The organism is Arthrobacter sp. 2RAF22 (assembly GCF_052115325.1).
Classification (GTDB): Bacteria; Actinomycetota; Actinomycetes; order Actinomycetales; family Micrococcaceae; genus Arthrobacter.
Genome location: NZ_JBFRGL010000005.1, coordinates 77,600 through 99,603 on the forward strand (window position 1 = coordinate 77,600; position 22,004 = coordinate 99,603).

Consider the following 22,004-nt stretch of genomic DNA (forward strand, 5'->3'; position numbering starts at 1 on the left):
CTTCCGCCGCGCCGGTCCGGACACTATGAGAACTCGACTCCCTTGCGCCGGTACTAGCCGGATCAGGTTCGAGGGTCTGCGGCTGTCCGCACTCTCAGCGCCCGTCCTCCGTGCCGCATTGCTGCGTGCCCGACGGCGGCGCTCCCCTGTCGTTATCAATCCACCCTTTTGGGCGTGGTTCAGTTTACACCTTGGCGGGGTTGCGGGCGCTGTGTTGGCGTCCGCGGAACGGTCACAAACACGCGGAGACGACGGATTCTGCTGGATCACTCGCCGGGTGAGCGCAGGCCGGCCCGGAATGGCGCGGGCGGCCGCAGAAACTGGGACAATGATCCAGCAGAATGTGACGCGGCAGAGCGGGCAAAGGAGCGGTCTTGGCAGGCAATGGCGAAGCGAACAGCACCACGGTGGCGGAACCGAGGCTCGCCGCAAGCGTGATCCTGGTCCGGGATGCCGCGGTTCCCGGGGGCTCTCAAGGTGCGGCGCAGGCTTTGGAGGTGTTCGTCCAGCACCGGGTTTCCACGATGGATTTCGCCGCGGGCATGGTGGTCTTCCCCGGGGGCCGGGTGGACCAGATGGACAGCTCCGGCTGGGACTTCGCGGACGACGTCGTCGAGCAGCACGCCGCCGCATGGCACCGGAGCAGCATCGCCGTCGAACCTGCCTCCGCCAGGTTCAACGCCGGCCGGGTGCTGGCGGCCGCGCAGCGTGAGGTGTTCGAAGAGGCCGGGCTGAAGCTTGACGCCACCACCCTCCGCCCGTGGGCCAACTGGGTCACTCCGCAGGACCAGCCCAAGCGCTTCGACACGTACTTCTACCTTGCCTGCCCGGTTTCCGGTGCCGAGCCAAGGCACCAGACCACGGAAGCGTCGTCGTCCTTGTGGACACCCGTCCGCGGAATCCTGGACGCCGAAGTCGCCGGAACACTCAAGCTCATGCCGCCCACGCTTGCGCTGCTGGATGAGCTCGTCGCCCTCGGCACAGTGGAAGCGATACTGGCCGAGGACCGTGACATCGTGCCTGTCCGTCCAAAGCCCGGGGCCTTGGAGGAGTTCTTCCGGCAGAGGCGCCAAGCTCCATCCGTTGCTCCGGAACTGCCCTGAAGTGGGGTTAGGCTGGGGACGGTCCTGTTTCCACCCGCAAGGAGTCCCGGAATGAACCTCCTCATCAAACTGCTCGGCACCGGCGTGAGCATCGGCGCTGGCTTTGTCGGCACCAAGCTCGTCAATGCGCTGTGGGAAAAGTCCACCGGCAAGAAACCTCCCAAGGGTCACGATGATATGGAGGCAAGCCTGCGCTCTGCACTGACCTTCGCCCTGATTTCGGCGACTGTCAGCGCCGTCATCCAGGTTTTCGCAAGCCGCAGTACCCAGCGCGCCATCTCGCGTTTCTCGAAGACACAGGACATCGTCTAGGCTGACGGCCCGCCGTTGGCGCCTTGAGGGCCTGGGCTCCCGCCGTTCCCGGTGTGGGGAGTTGTCGGGTCGGCTTGGGCTTTCTCCGCTGCCCGTTGACCGGCGGCCCGCAGCACCACGGCCTCGAGTTCGTCGATGCTCAGCAACTCGGGGTGCAGGTGCTTGGTCCGGTAGCCTGCGCGGCCCACCATGTGTGCGGACACCGGCACCGTCAGCAGTTGGAAGATCCAAGCGACGGCCAGGATCGGCCACACCCACCATTCGCGCATCTGCAGCCCGATGGCTGCCAAGACGAGGAACAGCCCGAGCACTTGCGGCTTGGTAGCTGCGTGCATGCGGCTCATCAGGTCCGGGAAGCGCAGCAGGCCGATCGCCGCGCCCAATGACATCACCGCACCGACAATCAGCAGCACCGCGGTGACGGCATCGATGACGGCGTCCGCTCCGGTGGCGTCAGGAGTCATTGACCTGTCCTCTCCGGTCGGCCACGAAGCGCGCCACCGTCACCGATCCGATGAAACCGATCAGCGTCAGCGCGACGAGCAGCACGAGGTTGTTGGGGTGCCTGTTGACGGCCATGTCGATGGCCAATGCAGCACCCAGTATGGCGAGCAGCACGTCCGAGGCGAGCACCCGGTCCAGCAGGGACGGCCCGACGGCGATCCTGTAGATCGCGCCGGCGGCGGCGAGGCTAAGGACCACCGCCGTGACGATCAGCACGATGTCTTTCACGAGCGAGCTCCCCTCGTTGCAGGCCAGCCTTCGGCCTGGAGTGCGTCCATTTCCGCCTGGGTACCCATGATCCGGATCAGCGAGGCCTCCGTGTCCTGGACTTCCTTGCGCAGCTTGGCGGTGTCCACATCGTTGCGGACATTGAGCCCATGGATATAGAGCGTGGACGTCGAGCGGTCCACCTCCACCACCAAGGAACCCGGAATCAGCGAAATCACGTGCCCTGTTGCGGTCACCATGAGGTCGGAATGGCTGCGGAGGGGAACAGCGACGACGGCGTTGGTTACCAAGGGCCCGCGGAAGACCGCGAGGTACATGACCTGGAAGCTCGCGGCCACCACTTTGCCAAGGAACACGACGGCGAAAGGAATGGCGCGCAGCACGTTGAATCGTCCGCTGAGCTCCACTGGAGGCAAGTAGAAGACCCTGGCTACCACCACGGCGATCAGCGCACCGAATACCAGGTTGCCGGGGCTGAAGTCCCGCCAGAGCGCACCCCACACGACCACCAGCCAGACCAGCAGGGGCAACTCGGTGCGGAACGAAATCCGCTTGCGGCTCACTTGCCAACCCCCTGCAGTGGGGTCGACGCACCCGGCGCAGCGATGCCCGGGACTTTGGCATTCTCGCCGAGCACGGAATGGATATACGCCGTACGGTCCAGCATCTGTTCCGCGGAGTTTCCGGCCAATTGGAACAGCGGACCTGCGAAGACTGTCAGCGCCACGCCAAAGACCACCAGCGCGGCGGTTGGCCCCACCATGGTCCTCGGAAGCAGGCCGACGGCGGCAGTGTCCTTGAGGACGGCGGCCGGGTAGTCAGCGTCCTCGGGCTTCCGCCAGAATGCGCGGTTCCAGACGCGGGCAATGGCCAGCAAGGTCAAGAGGCTCGTGACCACCCCGCCCACCACCAAGGTAATGGCCAGTGGTGTCCCGAGGGCGATGCCTGCCTGCAGGAGTCCGAGCTTCCCCAGGAACCCGGAGAAGGGCGGGATTCCCGCGAGGTTCATGGCCGGAATGAAGAACAAGAGCGCGAGGAGTGGAGACAGCTTTGCGAGCCCACCCAGCCTATCCACCGACGAGCTCCCACCGCGGCGCTCGATCAAGCCGGTCACCAGGAACAGGCTCGTTTGGACAGTGATGTGGTGGGCCACATAGAAGACGGCGGCAGCAAGCCCGGCTACGGAAGACATGGCAAGCCCGAACACCATGTAGCCGATGTGGCTGACCAAGGTGAAGGAGAGTAATCGTTTGATGTCGCTCTGGGCTATGGCACCGAGAATGCCCACGAGCATGGTGAGGAGCGCAACCACCATCAACGGGGTGTTCAAGGTATCGCCCGGGAACAGCAGGGTCTCCGTGCGGACCATGGCGTAGACGCCCACCTTGGTGAGCAAACCGGCGAACACGGCAGTGACCGGTGCCGGTGCGGTCGGGTACGAGTCAGGCAGCCAGAAGGACAGCGGGAACACGGCGGCCTTGATGCCGAAGGCCACGAGCAGCATGACGTGGAGCAGGTTCCTGGTGCCCGGATCCAATTCGGCCAGCTTGATGGCGAGATCCGCCATGGTGATGGTTCCGGTGGCCCCGTAGATCATCGCAATGGCGATCAGGAACAACACCGATGACACGACGGAAACCACCACGTAGGTGACCCCGGCGCGGATGCGCGGACCGGTACCGCCCAGTGTCATGAGCACGTAGCTCGCCGTCAGCAGGATCTCGAAGCCGACGTACAGGTTGAAGAGATCACCGGTGAGGAAGGCGTTCGAGACACCGGCCACCAGGATCAGGTAGGTCGGGTGGAATATCGACACCGGTGCCTCACGGTCGCCGTCGGCCATGCCCTGGCCGGTGGCGTAGATCAGCACCGCGAGGCTGATGACGGAGGAGACCACCAACATGAGCGAGGAGAACTGGTCCACCACCATCACCACGCCAAACGGCGGCTGCCAGCCGCCCAAGGTGACGGATGCGGTGCCTGTGGTCCATACCGAGGCAAGGAGCCAGCATTCCAGGAGCAACGTGAGGGACAACAAAGCGATGCTGACCGCGCGTTGGGCCAGCGGGTTCCTGTTCAGGGCGAACGTCAGTGCGGCACCGAGGATGGGAAGCACGACGGCGAGCGGCGCCAGGCTGGCGATGTTCACAGGGGGCCTCCTTCCTTGGCTGCTTCGGTGACTGCCGTAACCGGGAATTCGGAAGTTTCCTCGGGAACCACCGAGTCGTCTTCGGCGTCAAAGCTGGGTGTCTTCGCGACGCGCCTATCTTCGGCGTCGTCCTGGATGTCGTCCTGCCGTGCCAATGCCCAGGTCCGGTAGATGATGCCGAGCATGAATGCCGTCACCGCGAAGGAAATCACGATCGACGTCAGGATCAACGCTTGCGGCAAAGGATCGTTGTAGTCGCGCGGATCCGTCGATTTGTTGAACAGCGGGGCAAGTCCGGCATAGCCACCCGTCGCGAGGATCAGCAGGTTGGTGGCGTTTGCCAGGAGCATGAGCCCCAGGAGAACGCGGGTCAAGCTGCGTTCCAGGATCAAATAGATCCCACAGGCGTAGAGCACTCCCATGACGATCAACAAGGTCAAGTTGACGCTCATGGGGTCCCCTTCCCGAGCGAGGTTGTTGCCGACTGCGCCGTGGTTGCGGCCGTTGGTGCGGAGGTGGGAACTTCCAATCGGGCATCCCCTGAATCCCGGACGTCTCCGCTGGCGGTCTCTTCGAAGTGTTCGTCGATCTCGGCTCCCAGGCTCCGCAGCACGTCCAGGGCCAGGCCTACGACCACGAGGTACACGCCGATGTCGAAGATCGTGGAGGTCACGAACTTGATGTCCCCGAACAACGGTAGCCAGAACTCGATGATGGCGCTTTGGAACACCTGGCCGCCCAGAAGCAACGGTACGAAGCCCGCTGCGGCCGCCGTCGCAAGGCCGGTTCCCAGCAGCATGCCGGCGCTGATCGGTGCGGCTTCCCGCAACTCGAACCGTCCGCCGGCCAAGTAACGGATGGTCAGGGCAAGCCCGGCCGTGAGTCCGCCGGCGAAGCCGCCACCCGGAAGATTGTGTCCCGCCAACAACAGGTACACGGAGAAAACGATCATCGAGTGGAAAATCAGCCGCGTGACCACTTCGAAGATGATGGAACGCCGTTCCGGTGCAAGGGTTCGGCCGGCCACGAGCCAGGGGTCCGTCAGGGAGCCCGCGAACTTGCGGACGAGTGCCAGTGAGGCGTCGTCGCGCGAACTGCCCCCGGCGGCGGCGCGCCTTCCCACCGTGCCCTCGGGAATGGTGGCGGCCTTGTTGAGGCGCTCGCCCCTGCTGCGGACAAAAATCAAGCTCGCGACGCCGGTGGCAGCGACCGCCAGCACCGAGATCTCGCCGAAGGTGTCCCACGCCCGGATGTCCACCAGCGTCACGTTGACCACGTTGAGTCCGCCGCCGCCTTCATAGGCCAGCCGGGGGAACGAAAGCGACACAGGCTCGGCGATGCGGGCGCCCATCGCGTAGATCGCCACGAAGATCATGGTGACCGCGAACGCCACGCCAATGATGACGCGAACCACCCGGTACTTGCCGCCGGTGCGGTCACGGAGCTCCGGAGGGAGGCTGCGCATCGCCAGCACGAAGGCCACCAGGATGATGGTCTCCACCAGCATTTGCGTCAATGCGAGGTCCGGGGCTCCCTGCAACGCGAACATGAGTGCGATGCCGTAGCCGGTGACCGACACCATCAGCACGGCGAGGAAGCGCTTGTTGGCTCGGACCGCCGCGAGAGCGCCAACAACGATTCCTGCCGCGGCGATGAGCTGGAGCGGGGAATTCGGGTCGATCACATAGAGCCCGCCCGGGAGGGGCTTGTTGGCCACGATGAGTGCCGTCAAGGGGACAGCGAAAGCCACCGTGAGGATGACCGCAAGGTAGAAGTACAGGGAACCGCGCTGCGTGCGCCCCGTGACCCACACGGCGACGTCGTCCAAGGCGCCGATGGTGCGCTGGTACGCGCGGTCGCCGTCCACCCAGTCCGGGATACGGCCCTGCGCCCGCGACACGACGTTCCGGCCGTAGAACATCGCGACGCCGGCCGCGAACGTCACGGCGGTCAGTCCCAAGGCGGGCGTCAGACCGTGCCACAGCGCGAGGTGGCTGGCGCTGGCTGCGTTTGTTCCGGCAGCGTTTGTTCCGACTGCGTTGGTTCCGGCAGCGGGTTCCACAAAAAGCGCCGCATACGGCTGGATCCAGCCGTCAACGGGATCCGGCCACAGGCCGTACACGATGGTGAGGAAGCTCAAGATGGCCGGGGCCGCCAGGAACGATGGCTGGATGGCCTTGAAGGGCGTCCGTTCCACGCCCGGCTTGGTGGCGAACGCACCCCACATGAAGCGGGCACTGTAAGCGAATGTGAGGATGGACCCCAGCACCAAGCCGACTAGCAGGACCAGCCCCCACGGTTGGGAAGCAGGGCCAGTACCGGAGTGATCTGTGCCGTAGTGCACGAACGCTTCGAACACGGATTCCTTGGCCACAAAACCCGCCAGCGGAGGTATGCCGGCCATGGACGCCGCGGCGATGCCCGCCACGATGGCGAGCGCCCTCGAGGACTTGTACACGCCCGAGAGCTTGCGGATATCGCGCGTGCCGGATTGGTGGTCGATGATGCCCACCACCAGGAACAAGGAAGCCTTGAAGAGTCCGTGCGCCAGCAACAGCGCGAGGCCGGCCAGTGCGGCGTCGGGCCGGCCGAGACCCACCACCATGGTGAGGAAGCCGAGCTGGCTGACGGTTCCATAGGCAAGGATGAGTTTGACGTCGGTCTGCCGGAGCGCCCGGTAGCCGCCTACCAGCATCGTCGCCAGGCCGAGCCCGAGCACCAGCGGCAACCAGTAGGGGCTTTGGCTGAATCCCGGAGCCAGTCGGGCGACGATGTAGATGCCGGCCTTCACCATGGCCGCTGCGTGCAGGTAGGCGCTCACCGGGGTGGGCGCGGCCATGGCCCCGGGGAGCCAGAAGTGGAAGGGGACCAGCGCCGATTTGGTAATCGCACCTACCAGGATGAGTACGACGGCGGCGGCAACCGCACCTTGCGCAGGTCCCGTGACGAGGGTGGCCGCTTGGGTCATGATGGCCGAAATCCGGTATGTTCCGGAGGCCTGGCCCAGAATGATGAGGCCGACGAGCATGGCCAGGCCGCCGGCGGTGGTGACCATGAGCGCCTGCAAAGCCGAGCGCCGCGCGGACAGGCGGGTCCGCGCATAGCCGATCAGCAGGTAGGACAGGACGGTGGTGAGTTCCCAGAAGATGAACATCATCAGGAGGTCGTCCGCCGTCACCAGGCCGAACATCGCGCCGGCGAAGGCAAGCAACTGGGCCCCGAATCCGCCGAGGTCGGCATCCTTGTTCTTGAAGTACCGGGCGCAATAGACCAGGACCAACGCGCCGACCCCCAGGACCAGCAAGGACATCACCCACGCCAGGACGTCCATGCGGAAGGCGAATTCAAGCTTGAGGTTCGGAATCCATGGGAGGGTCTCTTCGATGAAGCCGCCCGTGGCGGCTCCGCCTTTTCCGGGATAGATCCGGTCGTACTGCAGGAGCAGCCAGATAAAGGCGAGGGCGGGAACGGCTGCAAGGACGTAGAAGGCATTCCGTTGAAGTTTCCGGAAGATCCAGGGCGCCACAGTTGCCGCTGCAAAGGTCACGGCAAGAACTGTGATCACTGGAATCTCCGCAAAGTCAGGAATAAGTTGTCAAAAGTTGGAGCAGGCGGTCAAGCGTTGGGTTCGGTGCAGGTAGTTTATCAACCATGAACATGGCAACTGCGCCTGAGGCCCCGCACCCGTCATCCGAGCTTGCTTCGGGGCCAGCCCTGTCGAACAAGGGCCAAATCCTTGCGTGGGCATCCTGGGATTGGGGTTCCGCGGCATTCAATGCCGTCATGACCACCTTCGTGTTCACCGTCTACCTGACGTCCAAGGCATTTGGCGGGGAAGACTCGGCGTCGGCGACGTTGGGTGCCGCGCTGGCGATTGCCGGCGTCGCGATTGCGCTCCTGGCACCGGTCACCGGTCAGCGCTCCGATTCCGGTGGCCGCAGGAAACTGTGGCTGGGGGTCAACACCGCCCTCGTGGCTGTCCTCACGGGCTCGTGCTTCTTCGTTTTCCCCAAGCCCGAGTTCCTGCTGCTGGGCGTCACGTTGGTTGCGCTCGGAAATGTGTTTTTCGAGTTCGCCGGTGTCAATTACAACGCCATGCTGGCCCAGATCTCCACCCCTGCCAATATCGGCAAAGTGAGCGGCTTCGGTTGGGGGATGGGTTATCTGGGCGGGATTATCGCGCTGCTCGCGGTGCTGCAGCTTTTCGTCCAGCCGTCTTTTGAGTGGTTCGGGGCCTCCACCCAGGACAGCCTGAATATCAGGCTCGTGGCTGTCTTTTCCGCGCTCTGGTTCTTCATCTTCGCGCTACCGGTCCTCTTCGCCGTGCCGGAGCTCTCCGTCAAGAAAGCGGAATCCCGGCTCGGGTTCCTGGCCTCTTATGGTTTGCTCGTCCGCCGGATCAAGGCCATCTATCGAACCAGCCCGCACACCATCTACTTCCTGCTCGCGAGCGCCATCTTCCGCGACGGCCTGGCGGCGGTCTTCACCTTCGGAGGGGTCATTGCTGCCGGGACTTTTGGATTCGAGCTCAAACAGGTCATCTTCTTCGCGATTTTCGGCAATGTGGTGGCCGCAATTGGCGCCATGATCGGCGGATTCCTGGACGACAGGATCGGGCCCAAGTCCGTCATTGTCATTTCCCTCATGGGACTCCTGGTCGCCGGCACCGTCATCCTGGTGCTTGGCAACGGCGACTACGTATTCTTCGGGACCCATTGGGCAGGCAGCACCACTTTCTGGGTTTTCGGACTGTTCCTGTGCCTTTTCGTGGGACCGGCGCAAGCTTCCTCCCGCGCCTACCTCGCGAGGCTGGCGCCCGACGGCGAATCCGGCGAGCTGTTCGGGCTCTACGCCACCACAGGCCGGGCCGTCAGCTTCCTGGCGCCGGCCCTTTTCACCCTGTGCATCACCTTGGCCACGCCCCTGGTTGCCCCTGGCGCGGCCCAACGCTGGGGGATCCTGGGCATCATGGTGGTGCTCCTGGCCGGCTTGCTGGTGATCCTGCCCGTCAAGGCACCCGACAAGACGGAAATCGCCACAGTGCCGCTGAGCTGACAGATGGGGCTCACACAATCTGCCACAAACCCTTGATCTTCGATTGTTAGTAGAGTTTACTAACTCACATGGAAGCCCTTCGTGACCGCCAGCGCACCGATCGAGCAAGCGCAGCGACCCTGCCTTCGGACGGGCGCGCCCACAATCTCTCCTTGGTGCGCCAAACGCTCCACTCTGCAGGGGCGATGAGCCGTGCGGAACTTTCCCGGGTCCTGGGCCTGACCCGTGTCACGGTATCGGACCTCATCTCGGACCTCCTCGAACGCGGCCACGTCGTGGAACTGGGACAGTCCGATGAAGTCCGCCCCGGCAAGCCGGCCATCCTGGTAGACATCAACCGCCGGGGCCTCCAAGTGATCGGCATGGACTTGGCGGAAAATTCCGTGCTGCGCGCCGCCGTCCTGGACCTTGACGGCAACATCCTCGAAAGGGTCGAGCGGTCCATCTCCGAGGAGACCGGCCCGGACGTCGTCAACGAGGTCCTCGAACTCGCTTCGGAAGCCGTCGGCCGGGCCACCGCCACGCTGCTCGGGATCGGCGTCGGGACCCCCGGCATCGTCAATGCGGGCGGCGAGGTCACCACGGCCCCCAACTTCGGATGGAAGGACGTCGCCCTGCGCGATCTCCTCCAGGAGCGGACCGGCCTTCCGACCCTCGTTTCCAACGACGCCGACGCCGCAGTCCATGCGGACCACACTTTCGGCGGCGGCAGCGACGACGAAATCCTCGTGAAGATCGGCCGCGGTGTCGGTTCAGGACTCATCGTGGGCGGCAGGCGTGCCCGGGGCGCCCACTCCGCGGCTGGCGAAATCGGCCACGTCACAGTCGGCACCGACGGCGGGACCGTGTGCAAGTGCGGTAAAACAGGCTGCCTCGAAACCTGGATGTCAGTCCCCAGCCTCGAACGTGCCCTGGCCGAAGCGGCGGCGAGCTCCGAACCGGAGGCCGCGGCCGCCGTCGTACTCCGGGAAGCGGGCGAGCGGCTCGCCATCGCGCTCGCGCCCGTGGTTGGCGCCCTCGATTTGGGCGAAGTGGTCCTCAGCGGACCCCGGGAGCTTTTGGAAGGCCCCCTTCTCAACGCCGTCCAGCAGACCCTGCTTGAGCGGCTCTTGCACCAGGACCTTTCACCGGTGTCCGTCCGTCTCGCGGCAGACGCACAGGACATTGTCCTGCGCGGAGCCGCCGTGATGGTCCTGTGGAACCAGCTTGGTGTGGCCTGAGTGCCGCCCCGCCGTTTCCAACCCTTACTACAGACCAAGCATCCCTTCGAAGGAGCCGGACATGGACACGATTCAGTCCCCCGCTACCCACTCTCTTGCCACAGGGGCCGCCCGCGCCCACCTCCGCCGTCTCGCGGCAGGCACACTCATGCCCGGATTTACCGGCATCGCGGTCCCCGTCTGGATCCTTGAAGCGTACGACGCCGGGTTGGCGGCTGTGTGCCTCTACGGCACCAACGTGGCGTCCCCCGTCCAGTTGCGCGAGCTCTGCGCCGGGCTCCGCGCACATTCCCCGAACACGCTCATCGCCGTCGATGAAGAGGGCGGCGATGTCACGAGGCTGCACTACCTCACGGGATCGACGCAGCCCGGGAACGCGGTGCTCGGGCGTCTGGACGACGTCGAACTGACCGCCGCCAGCGCCAGCGCCATCGGCCACGAGCTCGCAGGCCTGGGCATCAACTTGAACCTGGCCCCGGATGCCGACGTCAATTCCGCTCCGGACAATCCCGTGATCGGCGTGCGTAGCTTCGGGGCCGAACCGGGCCTGGTGGCACGGCATACCGCCGCCTGGATCCGTGGACTCGAAGACGCCGGTGTTGCGTCCTGTGCCAAGCACTTCCCGGGCCACGGCGACACCACCACAGACTCCCATCTGGCGCTCCCCCGGGTCACGGCCGACGCCGCCACCCTGGACGCACGCGAACTGATCCCGTTCCGCGCGCTCGTCGCGGCTCGCGGGGCCACCGTCATGACGAGCCATATCCTGGTCGAAGCCCTGGACCCGGACCACCCCGCCACGTTCTCCCCGCGCATCCTGCAGGACCTGCTGCGCCGTGACATGGGGTTCGAGGGCGTCATCATCACGGACGCCCTGGACATGGCCGGCGCGTCCGCCCAGACCGGCATTCCGGAAGCAGCCGTCCGCGCGCTGATCGCGGGGGCGGACCTGCTGTGCCTTGGTTCGGAAACCGGACCGGCCCTCTTCGAACAGACGATCACCGCGATCGCCGATGCCGTTGGCGACGGGCGGCTGCCCATGGAACGCCTGGCAGACGCTGTTGCCCGCACGCAAGCACTGTCCTCGCGGTTCCCCGCCGCGGGTGCCGCGGAAATCCAGGAAGCCGCCATCAGGGGCCAGCTCGGCCTGCCCGGCCAGCCGCAGCATGCCGGGGTGCCTGCCGAGCCGAAGGCGCTCGACGGGGAGCGCATCGCCGAGGCCTTCGAGGTGTCCGAAGCCGCCGAAAGGTGGCTGGCGCGGGAGGAACCCGTGGCGATCGTGCAGGTCGAAACCGGGTCCAATTTCGCGGTCGGCCGCGTGCCGTGGGGCCCCGCTGCCGCGACTTCGGCAGTGGTCCGCGAAGGCGAGGTGCCCGACGGCGCGCGGGTCGCCGTCGTCGGGCGCGGCCTGGATGCCGAACACCCGCTGTGGACCGTCTTCGCCCGCTTGAGGGCCGAGGGGCACGCGGTGATCGCCGTCGAGTGCGGCTGGCCGCGCGGCGGGGCGGACATCGTCACCTATGGTGCGTCGCTCACGGTGTCCCAGGCCCTGACGGCGCTGCTGAACGGCACTGCCAAAGCCTGACCGCACCACGCCCAATCCATCGACAGAAAGTTGCCATGGAAGTCATTGTCACGCCCACTCCGGAATCGGCTGCTTCGGCCGCCGCCCAAGCCGTCCTCTCAGGACTCCCTGCGGGCGCGGGACCAGTACTGGGGCTGGCCACCGGTTCGTCTCCGCTGGGACTGTATGCGGAGCTCGCAGCCGCGGCCGCTGCGGGACGCGTGGATTTCTCGACCGCCAAGGGATTCGCCTTGGACGAATATGTGGGCCTTCCGGCTGGACATGTCCAGTCCTACCGCGAGGTCCTGATCCGCGAGGTCTGCGAAGTCATCGGGCTTCCCATGGCCGGGCTGAATGTCCCCGACGGTAGCGGCGCCACCCAGGCCGAGCTCGAAGCGGGAGCGGCTGACTACGACGCCGCCATAGCTGCCGCCGGCGGGGTCGACGTGCAGATCCTCGGCATCGGCGCCAACGGCCATGTGGGCTTCAATGAGCCCGGATCCTCGCTGTCCTCGCGGACCCGTTTGAAGCGGCTCACGGCCCGCACGAGGCTGGACAACGCCCGTTTCTTCGAGCACGACGGCGACGTCCCGACCCACTGCATCACCCAAGGATTGGGGACCGTGCTGGAGGCGCGCCGGCTGGTGCTCATCGCCACCGGCGCCGCGAAGGCCGCCGCGGTCGCTGCCGCCGTCGAGGGCCCGCTGACGGCGTCGTGCCCAGGTTCGATCCTGCAATGGCATGCCGACGCCGTGGTGGTTCTGGACGAGGCGGCAGCGTCCGGATTGGCTAACCGCGAGTACTACGACGACGCCGCGCGCGGCCTGGCTTTGGCCCCCTAGAAAGGCGCGGGCCGCTTTGCGCGACGGCCCCGAGTGGCATCATTCCGCCGCCCCTTCAAGAGGGCTAGGGTGGACGTATGAACGTGGATGAGACAGAACTTCCAGGCCTCGGGGTCCGCAAGGATTTCATCACGGCCTCGGGACGCCGGATCGGTGTTGTCGAGATGCGGGAGGGTGAGACCGAGCTTTTCGTCTCCACGTGGGACGATCCCGATACCTGCCAGGCATCCATCCCGTTGACCGCAGACGAAGCCGCCGCCCTGGGCAACCTCCTGGGCGGTCAGCACATCGCCATGCGTTTGGCCGAAGCCCACAAGGAAATCCCCGGCATTGTCACGCGGCAGTTCTCCATCACCGCTGACTCCCCTTTCAACAACCAGCCCATGGGCAAAGCCCAGATCCGCACCCGCAGTGGTGTCTCGATCGTGGCGATCATGCGCGAAGGCGAAGTGGTTCCCTCACCGGCTCCCGACGTCGTCCTTCACACGGGTGATCTGCTGGTGGCTGTCGGTACGCAGGAAGGTCTTGACTCTGCGGCTGCCATTCTGCGCAACGGCTGACGTTCATGGACCCCCTGGCCCTGACCCTCATTGAGCTGGGCGCAGTCGTTTTCTGTCTCGGCCTCTTGGCTCGCTTGGCCGGCAGGATCGGCATGTCCCCCATTCCGCTCTATCTGGTGGGGGGACTGGCGTTCGGGGCGGGTGGACTGATCAAACTGGATGGCATGCACGAGTTCGCCCATCTTTCCGGCGAAATCGGTGTCATCCTGCTCCTGTTGATGCTCGGCTTGGAATATACGGCGGCGGAACTCGTCACGGGGCTGAGGCGCTCGTGGCAAGCCGGTGTGCTGGACCTGGTGTTGAACTTTCTTCCGGGTGCCGGCATCGCCGTGTGGCTCGGTTGGGGGCTTGTCGGGGCGATCGTCATGGGCGGTGTCACCTATATTTCTTCCTCCGGCATCGCCGCGAAAGTGATCACGGACCTCGGCCGGATCGGTAACCGTGAGACGCCGGTGGTGCTGGCCATCTTGGTTTTCGAAGACCTCACCATGGCCATCTACCTTCCGATCCTGACTGCGATCCTCGCAGGCGTGGGCTTCCTGGGCGGGCTCCAGACGGTGGGTATTGCGCTGGCCGTGGTCACCTTGGTGCTGGTGGTGGCCCTCAAACACGGCCACCGGGTATCCCAGGCCGTGCACAGCGAAAACTCCGAAGTCTTCCTGCTCAATCTCCTCGGAGCCGCGCTCTTGGTGGCCGGCATCGCGTCCGCCCTCCAGGTCTCCGCGGCCGTGGGGGCGTTCATGCTGGGCATTGCCATTTCGGGGGCAACGGCCCACAACGCGACGCGGATCCTTGAACCGCTCCGGGATCTCTTCGCGGCCATCTTCTTCGTAGCCTTCGGCCTCAACACGGACCCGTCCAGCATCCCGCCGGTCCTGGGCTGGGCGCTGCTCCTGGCACTCGCGACAGCCGTGACCAAGGTACTGACCGGATTCTGGGCGGCAAAGCGGGCAGGGATCGCCGTTCCCGGCCGTTTCCGCGCAGGAGCCGCCCTGATTGCCCGCGGTGAATTCTCCATTGTCATCGCAGGCCTGGCCGTGGCCTCGGGAGTCGTGCCGCGCGAGCTTGCCGCCCTCGCTACCGCGTATGTGCTGCTCATGGCCATCATCGGACCGCTCGCAGCCCGCTTCGTGGAGCCCACGGTCAAGGCCTTCCGCAAGTCCTCACGCAAACCGAAGGCATCCGAGCCTATTGCGTCCTTCGAGGCGTGAGCATCGGCCGTTCCCCGACGCTCGCTCACTTTTGGGGCGTTTCCTTTGGACGCTCGCTCACATGATGAGCGAGCGTCGCGGCTATTGCCCACATATCTGAGCGAGCGTCTTGGAAAACCCAAGCAGGCAGGGGCTAGACCGTCGTCCGGTGGAAGTTCAAGTGGCTGCGGCTCGCGGTGGGGCCGCGCTGGCCTTGGTAACGGTTGCCGTATCCGCCGGAACCATAGGGATGCTCAGCCGCCGAGGAGAGCCGGAAGAAGCACAACTGGCCGATCTTCATGCCGGGCCACAGCTTGATGGGCAACGTGGCAACGTTGGACAGCTCCAAGGTCACATGGCCTGAGAACCCGGGGTCGATGAAGCCGGCCGTGGAGTGCGTCAGGAGGCCGAGGCGCCCCAGCGAAGACTTTCCTTCAAGGCGTGCGGCGACGTCGTCCGGCAGGCTCACGGTCTCGTACGTTGAACCGAGCACGAACTCGCCCGGGTGCAGGATGAAGGGTTCGTCGCCCTCCACCTCAACAAGGCGGGTCAGCTCAGGCTGCTCCTCGGAGGGGTCGATGTGCGCGTATTTGTGGTTGTCGAACAGCCGGAAGAAGCGGTCAATCCTCACATCCACCGAGGACGGCTGAACCATCGCGGGGTCGTAGGGCTCCAGGACGATACGTCGGGAGTCGATTTCGGCACGTATGTCGCGGTCAGAGATCAGCACAGGATCAAAAGTACCGTATCCACCCCGTACCCCGTGGTGCCGGAGTGGCGCATGGGACTATAGTGCACCACATAGACTGCCGTTACCGCTGTTGCATTTGGGAACGGTGGCACGATGCGAATCTGGGGAAACATTGAGACGAATTGCGGTGCCCGTTGCCGTAGTGGTGGCCTGCCTTCTCACGGTGATGGCCCCTGCCTCCGGACCGCTAACCGTCGCGGCCCTGCCCTCCGGAACTGCCGCCCCTTCCACCTCAAGCACCACCGCAAGCGCTGAAAGTACGACGACGGCGTCCGCACCGCCGTCGGGATCCGGCCTTCCATGGGCCGCACCTGCGCCGGGGTCACCAACTGCCACCCCCGCAGCACCAGCAGCGGCCGCCCCCGCTCAAGCGGCACCCGCTGCTGCGGGCACCGCGTCAACGGTACAAGCCGCGGCCTCGCCCGCGCAGGCAAGCCCCCCCGTCGCCCCAGGCAACGGCACGTCACCCCAGGCGGCGGCCGGCCCGCCCCCGGTGCCCTCCATCCCGCCGGCTTCGGGCCCGGACCCGCTCCCCGGCGCCGCAGGGGACGTCCCGCCGCCGGATCCGGCTCCAGCCCCGACCAAATCCTCCCCCGCGGCCGTCCCGCTCGTCTCAGCGCAAGCATTGGTCAATGACGACAATTCCGCCCAGGTTCTGGCCGTGTTCAACGCCATCAATGCCTACAGGACGTCGCTTGGCTTGAACCCGGTGAAGTACAACCCCACGGTGTCCACTCTTTCGCAGGACTGGTCCAACAACATCGCCAGCCGCCAAGTGATTGAACACCGCCCCAACTTCTGGACCGATCCCAGGGCCTTGAACCCCAACAACGGCGCAGGTGAAGTCATCGCTGTCCGCTGGGATCGGGATGCCGCCCAGCTTGTCGAATGGTGGAAAAGCTCGCCCGCCCACGACGCACTGCTGCGTGATCCACGTTTCAACGTGATTGGCGTCGGCATCACTTTCACGGACGGCAACTACCAAACCACCCCCAATAGCTTCACGATGTGGGGCGTGGTCAATCTCTTCGGCTACACGACGCTGCCCGCCGGCACAGTCAACAGCCCGGGCGCGGGCACAGCCCCTCCCCAACTTCCGCCACCGACGGTCTGCGACCCCATCGTGAAGCACGAGCCGCCCACGCTGGACCTCAGTACGGCAGCCATCCGCAGCGCAGGTGACCTCGTCGCCGTCGACCCTTCGGGAAACCTGAGGGACTACCCTGCACTTGGCAACGGCACGTTCGGTCCTGCCCGGACAGTCGGGACCGGTTTCGCCGGGGCGAAAGAAGTGATGACCACTGATTGGGACCGCGACGGCGTGATCGATGTCCTCGTCCAGATGCTGGATGGCAGGCTCCTCCTCTACCCCGGAGTGGTGAGCGGCGGGTTCAAGGCCCCAGTGGTGTTGGGCCTATCGGGTTGGCAGTCGATGACCATGGCCGTGGGCATCTGGTGCGGCAACAACCGGCTCCCGCAGATCCTCGCCATTGATTCCAGCGGCGCGCTTTACCTGTACCGGAACGTGGGGCTCACCGCCATGGTGGGGCGGACTCAAGTGGGCACGGGCGTCAGTGCCATCCGGCTCAGCATGGTGGACTACGACGCCGACGGCTTCCAGGACCTGCTGGCCGTGGAAGCAAACGGGAACCTGCGCCTCTACCGCGGCTCCGGGCTCACCACGCCGAAGTCGGAGGCAAGGCTGCTAGTGGGAACCGGATGGACGGACTACTCCGGATTGCGCTCGCTCAACGGTGTCACGGGCCTCAACACGACTGGAATCGCGGGCCTCCTGAGCAACGGAACGATCGAATATTGGGACCTGACCGGCGGACGCCTCACGACGCCGAGCACTCCGGTCACCGGCTTGGGCGGACTCAAGCTGGCGCAGTAACTGGGCCCTAAGCCTCGGAGGTTTGCTCCTCGATGACCGACTTGAGCTGCTCCAGCTGGACTACTTCCTCTTCCATGGTCTTCTGGATCATGCTGTTCATGAGTTTCTGCAAGCCTTTGGGGTGGTACTCCAGGGCGAACCGCAGGCGGGTATTGGGCCCCTCGGTGCTGAGGTAGTAGCCGCCGGTGGGCCGCGCAGGACCGGCAACGACGGCGAAGCGCACTTCGGCGCCCGGCCTGGCTTCAGTGATTTGGAAGTCAGCCGCGATCGGCCGCCCGCCCGGCCCCGCCAAAGTCTGCTGATAAACGGCGCCTTTTTCGCCGGCATGTCCGGAACGGAGGGAAATGCTGCGGATTCCACTGCGCCACAGGGGATTGTTGAGCCCGTCCACCAGGAATTGGTAAACGGTCATGGCGTCGCGACCAATGAGTACTTCATGCTCTGCAAATGCCACGGAATCCTCTTTCGGCGTACGGCTCTTGGACATAGCCGGGTTCCCCATGACACAGCAGCTAACTGCTACAGAATAGTCAGGCGTGGCGCAGCGCAACACACCCACGTCGAGCCTTAACCGAATCTTTACGAGCCCGGCAGGGAATTTGATGAGACCGTGATACCGGTGAGTCTGTGTCCGGATCAGCGCGCCATCTGCGCTAAGCTGGGATCTGCTCCGGCTGGTTTGCGGAGCAATGCGGGCGTAGCTCAATGGTAGAGCGCTAGCTTCCCAAGCTCGATACGCGGGTTCGATTCCCGTCGCCCGCTCCATTTCTGCCCTGATACAAGGTGCCCAAGCCCTTGGGTGTATCGTCAGGAGCTAGGAGCCATTTCGGCTCTGCTCTAGGGAGCGATCATGGCTGACAAATCACCTCGCCAAGCTGCATCGAAAAAATCCGGCAAATCCATCAAAGAAAAGCGCGCGGATAAGAGGGCTTCAGAGTCCTCCGCGACCACGGTGGCCAAGCCGGCAACCGGCAACAAAAAGTGAGCGGCCATATAGGCGCCATGACCCTCGGCATCCTGTCGACATCGCGGAAGCCGGACGAGCGCCGGCTGCCCGTCCATCCCCTGCATCTGGAGCGCATTGCTCCGGAACTCCGGCAACACATCCGGCTGGAGCGCGGCTACGGCGAGCGCTTCGGCTTTTCGGACAGCCAACTTGAGCCGCTGGTCGGTGGCATGGCAAGCCGTGAAGAACTGATCTCGAATTCGGATGTCATCCTCCTGCCCAAACCGCAGCCGGAAGACCTGGCCGACCTCCGCGACGGGCAAGTCCTCTGGGGTTGGCCGCACTGCGTCCAGGACAGGGCCATCACCCAACTCGCCATCGACAAGAAGCTGACCTTGATCGCCTTCGAGGCGATGAACCACTGGGCCAGCGACGGCGGCTTCGGGCTTCACGTGTTCCATAAGAACAACGAACTTGCAGGCTACTGCTCCGTCATCCATGCCCTTGCCCTGACGGGCTCGACGGGTGACTACGGGAGGCGGCTGAGCGCCGTCGTGATTGGTTTCGGAGCTACGGCGCGTGGCGCGGTCACCGCCCTGAACGCGCACGGCATCCACGATGTCCAGGTGCTGACCAACCGCGGAGTTGCGGCGGTCGGTTCGCCCATCCACTCGGTGCGCATAGTGCAGTTCGACCACGACCAGAACGCCCCTTTCCTGAGCGAGGTCATTACCGATCGCGGACGCAAGCCGCTGGCTCCGTTCCTTGCCGCCGCCGACATAGTGGTCAACTGCACGCTGCAGGATCCGAACTCGCCGCTGACGTACCTGCGGACCGAGGACCTGGATGCGTTCCAGCCGGGCAGCTTGATTGTTGACGTCTCCTGCGACGAAGGCATGGGCTTCAGTTGGGCGCGGACCACGACGTTCGCCGAGCCCATGTTCACGGTGGGCGACCACATCAACTACTACGCCGTGGACCACAGCCCGTCCTACCTGTGGAACTCGTCCAGCTGGGAAATCAGCGAGGCGCTCCTGCCGTTCCTCGAGACTGTCATTTCGGGCCCCGAGGCCTGGGACGCCAGCGAAACAATCTCGCGTGCCATCGAGATCCGCGACGGCATCATCCGGAACCCGGACGTGCTCCAGTTCCAAGAGCGCTCAGCCGACTACCCGCACCTCGCGGCGTAGTCGCCTCGTAACCTCATAATGCGGCTGAGCCGGGCGCCTTGTGGGTGCCCGGCTCAGCCGCATTTTGGCGACACTCCGCTACGCCGACTGCGGGACGATCCGCACCATCCGGCGTCGGTCCCGGACATTCACTTTGAGCCGCAACTCAGACTTCCGGGCCAGCACGACGGCGACCGTCGCCGCTGCGAGCGCCGGCACCCCGCCTGACACCAAGAGTGCAGCGTGCGGGTTCAGGTGCTCGGCAAGCCAGCCCATCATGGGTCCACCGATGGCTTGGCCACCAATGAGCACCATGATGTAAAGGCTCATGACGCGGCCGCGGATGCTCATGTTGGCGCTGACCTGGACCAGCTGGTTGGCGGCGGTCAGGAACATGAGGCACCAGAATCCGGAGAGGACCATGGCAGCGGAGAGCCACACCATCGATGGCGCCAACGCGGCCAGGCACAGCATCAAGCCATACATCCCGGCGCACAGCACCACCGAGCGCAGGCGCAACTGGCGGCGGCGGGCCGACGTGATTGCTCCGGCGAGCGCGCCAAGGGCCACCATGGCGTTGAGCAAACCGTAGCCGCCGGCACCGGCATGGTAGATGTGGTCCGCGAAGGCAGCGAGGAGCACGGGCAGGCTCATCGCGAAGACCGCTACAAAGCCGGCCATGAGCCACGGCCAGTAGATCGTGGGCTTGCTGAGTGCGTATCGCAGTCCCTCCTGCAGCATCCCCTTGCGTTTTGGCACGGGCGTGCTGACATAAAGTTCATTCTTGCGCAGCATCAAGAGCATGGTGACCGTGGAGCAGCAAGCAACCGCGTTCGCCGCGAAGGCCCAGCCCGCTCCGACCGCGGTCAGCAGCACGCCGGCCAGGGCGGGACCAATGAGGCCGCCCAACTGGAATGTGGTGGAGTTGACGCTAATCGCATTGCGCAGGTATTTCGGCCCCACGAGTTCGTTGACGAAGACCTGCCGTGCAGGCTGGTCGAGGACCGTCACGAGGCCCAGGACAAAAGCGATCACGTAAACGTGCCACACCTCGATGTGGTGGCTCAACGCCAACACGGCAAGGATGGCAGCCAGGGAGGCCGCGACGCTTTGGCACAGGATGAGGATGCGTCGCTTGGCGAAGCGGTCCGCCATCATGCCGCCCCAGGGGCCCAGGAAAAGCGACGGCGTGAACTGCAATGCCACCGTTATTCCGACGGCGGTGACGGATCCGGAGAGCTGTAGTACCAACCAGTCCTGGGCGATTCTCTGCATCCAGAGTGCGATGACGGCCACGAAGTGGCCTACGGCGAAGATCCGGAAGTTGGGTACTTTGAGGGAAATGAAGGTGTGCCGCCAAGGCAGCCGTTCGTTGACGACGGCGATCGGCTGGGTGACCGTGTCAGGGTCGGCAGCGTGCGGAATTCGGCTGCTTGCGGCGAGTGAATCGATGGCAGGTTGGCTGACGTTTGCCGCTGAGGGCGGTGGGGGTGCCAAAAGTAGTCCTTGGATAGGCGTTTCGCTGGGATGCCTTTAACGCTAGGGTTGGCCGCGGTGATTATGGAAGTGAATTGGCCGTATAACTAGCATTGCGAAGTGCAATACACCGGCGTGAGCGGCGGTGAAGGTAGCTATCCAAGGAGTCCCGTGTTCGAACCCGTGCAGCTGCGGTCCTTCCTGGCCGTGGCCGAGACTTTGAGTTTCACGAAGGCAGCCGAGCGCCTCGGCCTGGCCCAACCCACGGTCAGCCAGCATGTGCGAAAGCTGGAGATGGCGGCCAAACGGGCGCTCGTAGCCCGCGACACCCGGGATGTCCGGCTCACCGACAATGGCGACGCCATGGCAGGCTTTGCCCGCAACATCCTCTCAGCGCACGATTCCGCGGCGAGGTACTTTTCCGGTTCAGCCATGCGCGGCCGTTTGAGGTTCGGAACCGCCGACGACCTCGCGATCACGGGGCTGCCTCGGATCCTGCGCGAGTTCCGGCAGCTGTACCCCCAGATCAACCTTGAACTCACGGTCAGCCAGAGCGACCAGCTCTACAAACGGGTCAATGCGGGCCAGTTGGATCTCGTCTTCGTGAAGTGGGTGGGCGAGGCGAAGGACGGCACGGTGGTGCGGCACGACAAATTTGCCTGGGTCGGGGTCGAACAAACGGTGCTGGACCCGGCCAGCCCCGTGCCGCTGATCTGCTATCCGGCTCCGAGCGTCAGCCGGAAACTGGCCATCGACGCGCTGGAGGCCATGGGCCGGACGTGGCGGGTCACCTGCTCGACCAAGCAGATCGCCGGTGTCCTGGCAGCGGTGCGCGCGGGCATCGGCGTCGCCGTGATGCCGTCGTCGTTGGTTCCCGAGGACCTCACGGTGATCACCAAGCGCTTCGACCTCCCGCCCGTGGGCGACGTCGACTTCACCTTGATCCGCAACCCTTTGGCGAACGCCGAGGTGGTGGATGCGCTGACGCAGGCGATCATCGGCAGAACACTCAATAAGCAGGCGTAGCAAGCGCCACCAAAC

General features: G+C 65.0%; 21 protein-coding genes, 1 tRNA gene and 1 riboswitch. Of the genes, 13 read left to right on the forward strand and 9 right to left on the reverse strand.

Translation table 11 applies throughout. The features are described from left to right. Window positions 1-21: 21 nt before the first annotated feature. Window positions 22-158: riboswitch (TPP riboswitch) on the reverse strand. Between the two features lie 216 nt (window positions 159-374). Both AB4068_RS06540 and AB4068_RS06545 read left to right on the forward strand, forming a co-directional pair. Further along, window positions 375-1,103: an NUDIX hydrolase gene (locus AB4068_RS06540; protein WP_441432966.1), complete on the forward strand. Its 729-nt coding sequence runs from the start codon at window positions 375-377 to the stop codon at window positions 1,101-1,103. A 51-nt stretch (window positions 1,104-1,154) separates the two neighbouring features. Next, window positions 1,155-1,415, forward strand: a complete 261-nt coding sequence (locus tag AB4068_RS06545) for a DUF4235 domain-containing protein (RefSeq protein WP_059389844.1) — start codon at window positions 1,155-1,157, stop codon at window positions 1,413-1,415. Here AB4068_RS06545 and mnhG read toward each other — a convergent pair. The 6 genes from mnhG to AB4068_RS06575 are packed head-to-tail and all read right to left on the reverse strand — an operon-like array spanning window position 1,412 to window position 7,861. Further along, the gene (gene mnhG / locus AB4068_RS06550; RefSeq protein ID WP_441432967.1) at window positions 1,412-1,879 is read right to left on the reverse strand and encodes a monovalent cation/H(+) antiporter subunit G; all 468 of its coding nucleotides are present in this window, start codon (window positions 1,877-1,879) and stop codon (window positions 1,412-1,414) included. The genes AB4068_RS06545 and mnhG overlap by 4 nt on opposite strands. After that, window positions 1,869-2,147, reverse strand: coding sequence for a monovalent cation/H+ antiporter complex subunit F (locus AB4068_RS06555; RefSeq protein ID WP_441432968.1), 279 nt, complete (start codon window positions 2,145-2,147; stop codon window positions 1,869-1,871). Before AB4068_RS06555 ends, mnhG begins: the two co-directional genes overlap by 11 nt. Next, window positions 2,144-2,710 (reverse strand): Na+/H+ antiporter subunit E, encoded by a 567-nt coding sequence (locus AB4068_RS06560; protein WP_059389842.1) that lies wholly within the window; start codon window positions 2,708-2,710, stop codon window positions 2,144-2,146. Before AB4068_RS06560 ends, AB4068_RS06555 begins: the two co-directional genes overlap by 4 nt. Continuing rightward, window positions 2,707-4,296: a Na+/H+ antiporter subunit D gene (locus AB4068_RS06565; protein ID WP_307054880.1), complete on the reverse strand. Its 1,590-nt coding sequence runs from the start codon at window positions 4,294-4,296 to the stop codon at window positions 2,707-2,709. The genes AB4068_RS06560 and AB4068_RS06565 overlap by 4 nt, the downstream gene beginning before the upstream one ends. Further along, window positions 4,293-4,748, reverse strand: coding sequence for a Na(+)/H(+) antiporter subunit C (locus AB4068_RS06570; protein ID WP_059389840.1), 456 nt, complete (start codon window positions 4,746-4,748; stop codon window positions 4,293-4,295). Before AB4068_RS06570 ends, AB4068_RS06565 begins: the two co-directional genes overlap by 4 nt. Further along, complete coding sequence (locus AB4068_RS06575; protein WP_441432969.1) at window positions 4,745-7,861, reverse strand: Na+/H+ antiporter subunit A; 3,117 nt, start codon at window positions 7,859-7,861, stop codon at window positions 4,745-4,747. Before AB4068_RS06575 ends, AB4068_RS06570 begins: the two co-directional genes overlap by 4 nt. Window positions 7,862-7,947: 86 nt before the next feature. On the opposite strand from AB4068_RS06575, the gene AB4068_RS06580 reads away from it, so the two are divergent. The 6 genes from AB4068_RS06580 to AB4068_RS06605 all read left to right on the forward strand — a co-directional run bounded on the left by AB4068_RS06580 (window position 7,948) and on the right by AB4068_RS06605 (window position 14,748). Then, window positions 7,948-9,351 (forward strand): MFS transporter, encoded by a 1,404-nt coding sequence (locus tag AB4068_RS06580; protein WP_441432970.1) that lies wholly within the window; start codon window positions 7,948-7,950, stop codon window positions 9,349-9,351. Window positions 9,352-9,419: 68 nt separating this feature from the next. Further along, on the forward strand, window positions 9,420-10,571 hold the full coding sequence (locus tag AB4068_RS06585) for an ROK family transcriptional regulator (protein WP_441432971.1): 1,152 nt from the start codon (window positions 9,420-9,422) through the stop codon (window positions 10,569-10,571). 61 nt (window positions 10,572-10,632) lie between these two features. Beyond that, entirely contained in the window at window positions 10,633-12,156 is a 1,524-nt protein-coding gene (locus AB4068_RS06590) for a glycoside hydrolase family 3 protein (RefSeq protein WP_441432972.1), read from the forward strand. A gap of 35 nt (window positions 12,157-12,191) precedes the next feature. Beyond that, on the forward strand, window positions 12,192-12,977 hold the full coding sequence (locus AB4068_RS06595; protein ID WP_441432973.1) for a glucosamine-6-phosphate deaminase: 786 nt from the start codon (window positions 12,192-12,194) through the stop codon (window positions 12,975-12,977). Between the two features lie 77 nt (window positions 12,978-13,054). Continuing rightward, window positions 13,055-13,537, forward strand: a complete 483-nt coding sequence (locus tag AB4068_RS06600) for a cation:proton antiporter regulatory subunit (RefSeq protein ID WP_059389838.1) — start codon at window positions 13,055-13,057, stop codon at window positions 13,535-13,537. 5 nt (window positions 13,538-13,542) lie between these two features. Further along, entirely contained in the window at window positions 13,543-14,748 is a 1,206-nt protein-coding gene (locus AB4068_RS06605) for a cation:proton antiporter (RefSeq protein WP_059389837.1), read from the forward strand. A 133-nt stretch (window positions 14,749-14,881) separates the two neighbouring features. Here the strand turns inward: AB4068_RS06605 and dcd are convergent, their stop codons facing one another. Beyond that, on the reverse strand, window positions 14,882-15,457 hold the full coding sequence (gene dcd, locus AB4068_RS06610) for a dCTP deaminase (RefSeq protein WP_059389836.1): 576 nt from the start codon (window positions 15,455-15,457) through the stop codon (window positions 14,882-14,884). A 148-nt stretch (window positions 15,458-15,605) separates the two neighbouring features. On the opposite strand from dcd, the gene AB4068_RS06615 reads away from it, so the two are divergent. Next, window positions 15,606-17,372, forward strand: coding sequence for a CAP domain-containing protein (locus AB4068_RS06615; RefSeq protein ID WP_441432974.1), 1,767 nt, complete (start codon window positions 15,606-15,608; stop codon window positions 17,370-17,372). Between the two features lie 7 nt (window positions 17,373-17,379). On the opposite strand, the gene AB4068_RS06620 is transcribed toward AB4068_RS06615, so the two are convergent. Then, complete coding sequence (locus AB4068_RS06620; RefSeq protein WP_284991138.1) at window positions 17,380-17,826, reverse strand: SRPBCC family protein; 447 nt, start codon at window positions 17,824-17,826, stop codon at window positions 17,380-17,382. Window positions 17,827-18,063: 237 nt separating this feature from the next. Between AB4068_RS06620 and AB4068_RS06625 the strand changes: the two genes are divergently transcribed. From AB4068_RS06625 to AB4068_RS06635, 3 genes are all read left to right on the forward strand, one after another. After that, window positions 18,064-18,137, forward strand: a tRNA-Gly gene (locus AB4068_RS06625). An 85-nt stretch (window positions 18,138-18,222) separates the two neighbouring features. After that, window positions 18,223-18,357, forward strand: coding sequence for a hypothetical protein (locus AB4068_RS06630; protein WP_264637052.1), 135 nt, complete (start codon window positions 18,223-18,225; stop codon window positions 18,355-18,357). Between the two features lie 17 nt (window positions 18,358-18,374). Beyond that, window positions 18,375-19,508, forward strand: coding sequence for a N(5)-(carboxyethyl)ornithine synthase (locus AB4068_RS06635; protein ID WP_370872243.1), 1,134 nt, complete (start codon window positions 18,375-18,377; stop codon window positions 19,506-19,508). A 78-nt stretch (window positions 19,509-19,586) separates the two neighbouring features. On the opposite strand, the gene AB4068_RS06640 is transcribed toward AB4068_RS06635, so the two are convergent. Continuing rightward, window positions 19,587-20,984, reverse strand: coding sequence for an MFS transporter (locus tag AB4068_RS06640; RefSeq protein ID WP_059389832.1), 1,398 nt, complete (start codon window positions 20,982-20,984; stop codon window positions 19,587-19,589). Between the two features lie 150 nt (window positions 20,985-21,134). Between AB4068_RS06640 and AB4068_RS06645 the strand changes: the two genes are divergently transcribed. Next, on the forward strand, window positions 21,135-21,989 hold the full coding sequence (locus AB4068_RS06645; RefSeq protein WP_059389831.1) for a LysR substrate-binding domain-containing protein: 855 nt from the start codon (window positions 21,135-21,137) through the stop codon (window positions 21,987-21,989). Window positions 21,990-22,004: the final 15 nt, after the last annotated feature.

Coding starts and splice junctions, on each gene's coding strand:
- AB4068_RS06595 (WP_441432973.1), top strand. CDS start 12,192: ATGGAAGTCATTGTCACGCCCACTCCGGAATCGGCTGCTTCGGCCGCC.
- AB4068_RS06590 (WP_441432972.1), top strand. CDS start 10,633: ATGGACACGATTCAGTCCCCCGCTACCCACTCTCTTGCCACAGGGGCC.
- AB4068_RS06605 (WP_059389837.1), top strand. CDS start 13,543: ATGGACCCCCTGGCCCTGACCCTCATTGAGCTGGGCGCAGTCGTTTTC.
- AB4068_RS06600 (WP_059389838.1), top strand. CDS start 13,055: ATGAACGTGGATGAGACAGAACTTCCAGGCCTCGGGGTCCGCAAGGAT.
- AB4068_RS06630 (WP_264637052.1), top strand. CDS start 18,223: ATGGCTGACAAATCACCTCGCCAAGCTGCATCGAAAAAATCCGGCAAA.
- AB4068_RS06635 (WP_370872243.1), top strand. CDS start 18,375: ATGACCCTCGGCATCCTGTCGACATCGCGGAAGCCGGACGAGCGCCGG.
- AB4068_RS06545 (WP_059389844.1), top strand. CDS start 1,155: ATGAACCTCCTCATCAAACTGCTCGGCACCGGCGTGAGCATCGGCGCT.
- AB4068_RS06570 (WP_059389840.1), bottom strand. CDS start 4,748: ATGAGCGTCAACTTGACCTTGTTGATCGTCATGGGAGTGCTCTACGCC.
- AB4068_RS06585 (WP_441432971.1), top strand. CDS start 9,420: ATGGAAGCCCTTCGTGACCGCCAGCGCACCGATCGAGCAAGCGCAGCG.
- mnhG (WP_441432967.1), bottom strand. CDS start 1,879: ATGACTCCTGACGCCACCGGAGCGGACGCCGTCATCGATGCCGTCACC.
- AB4068_RS06580 (WP_441432970.1), top strand. CDS start 7,948: ATGAACATGGCAACTGCGCCTGAGGCCCCGCACCCGTCATCCGAGCTT.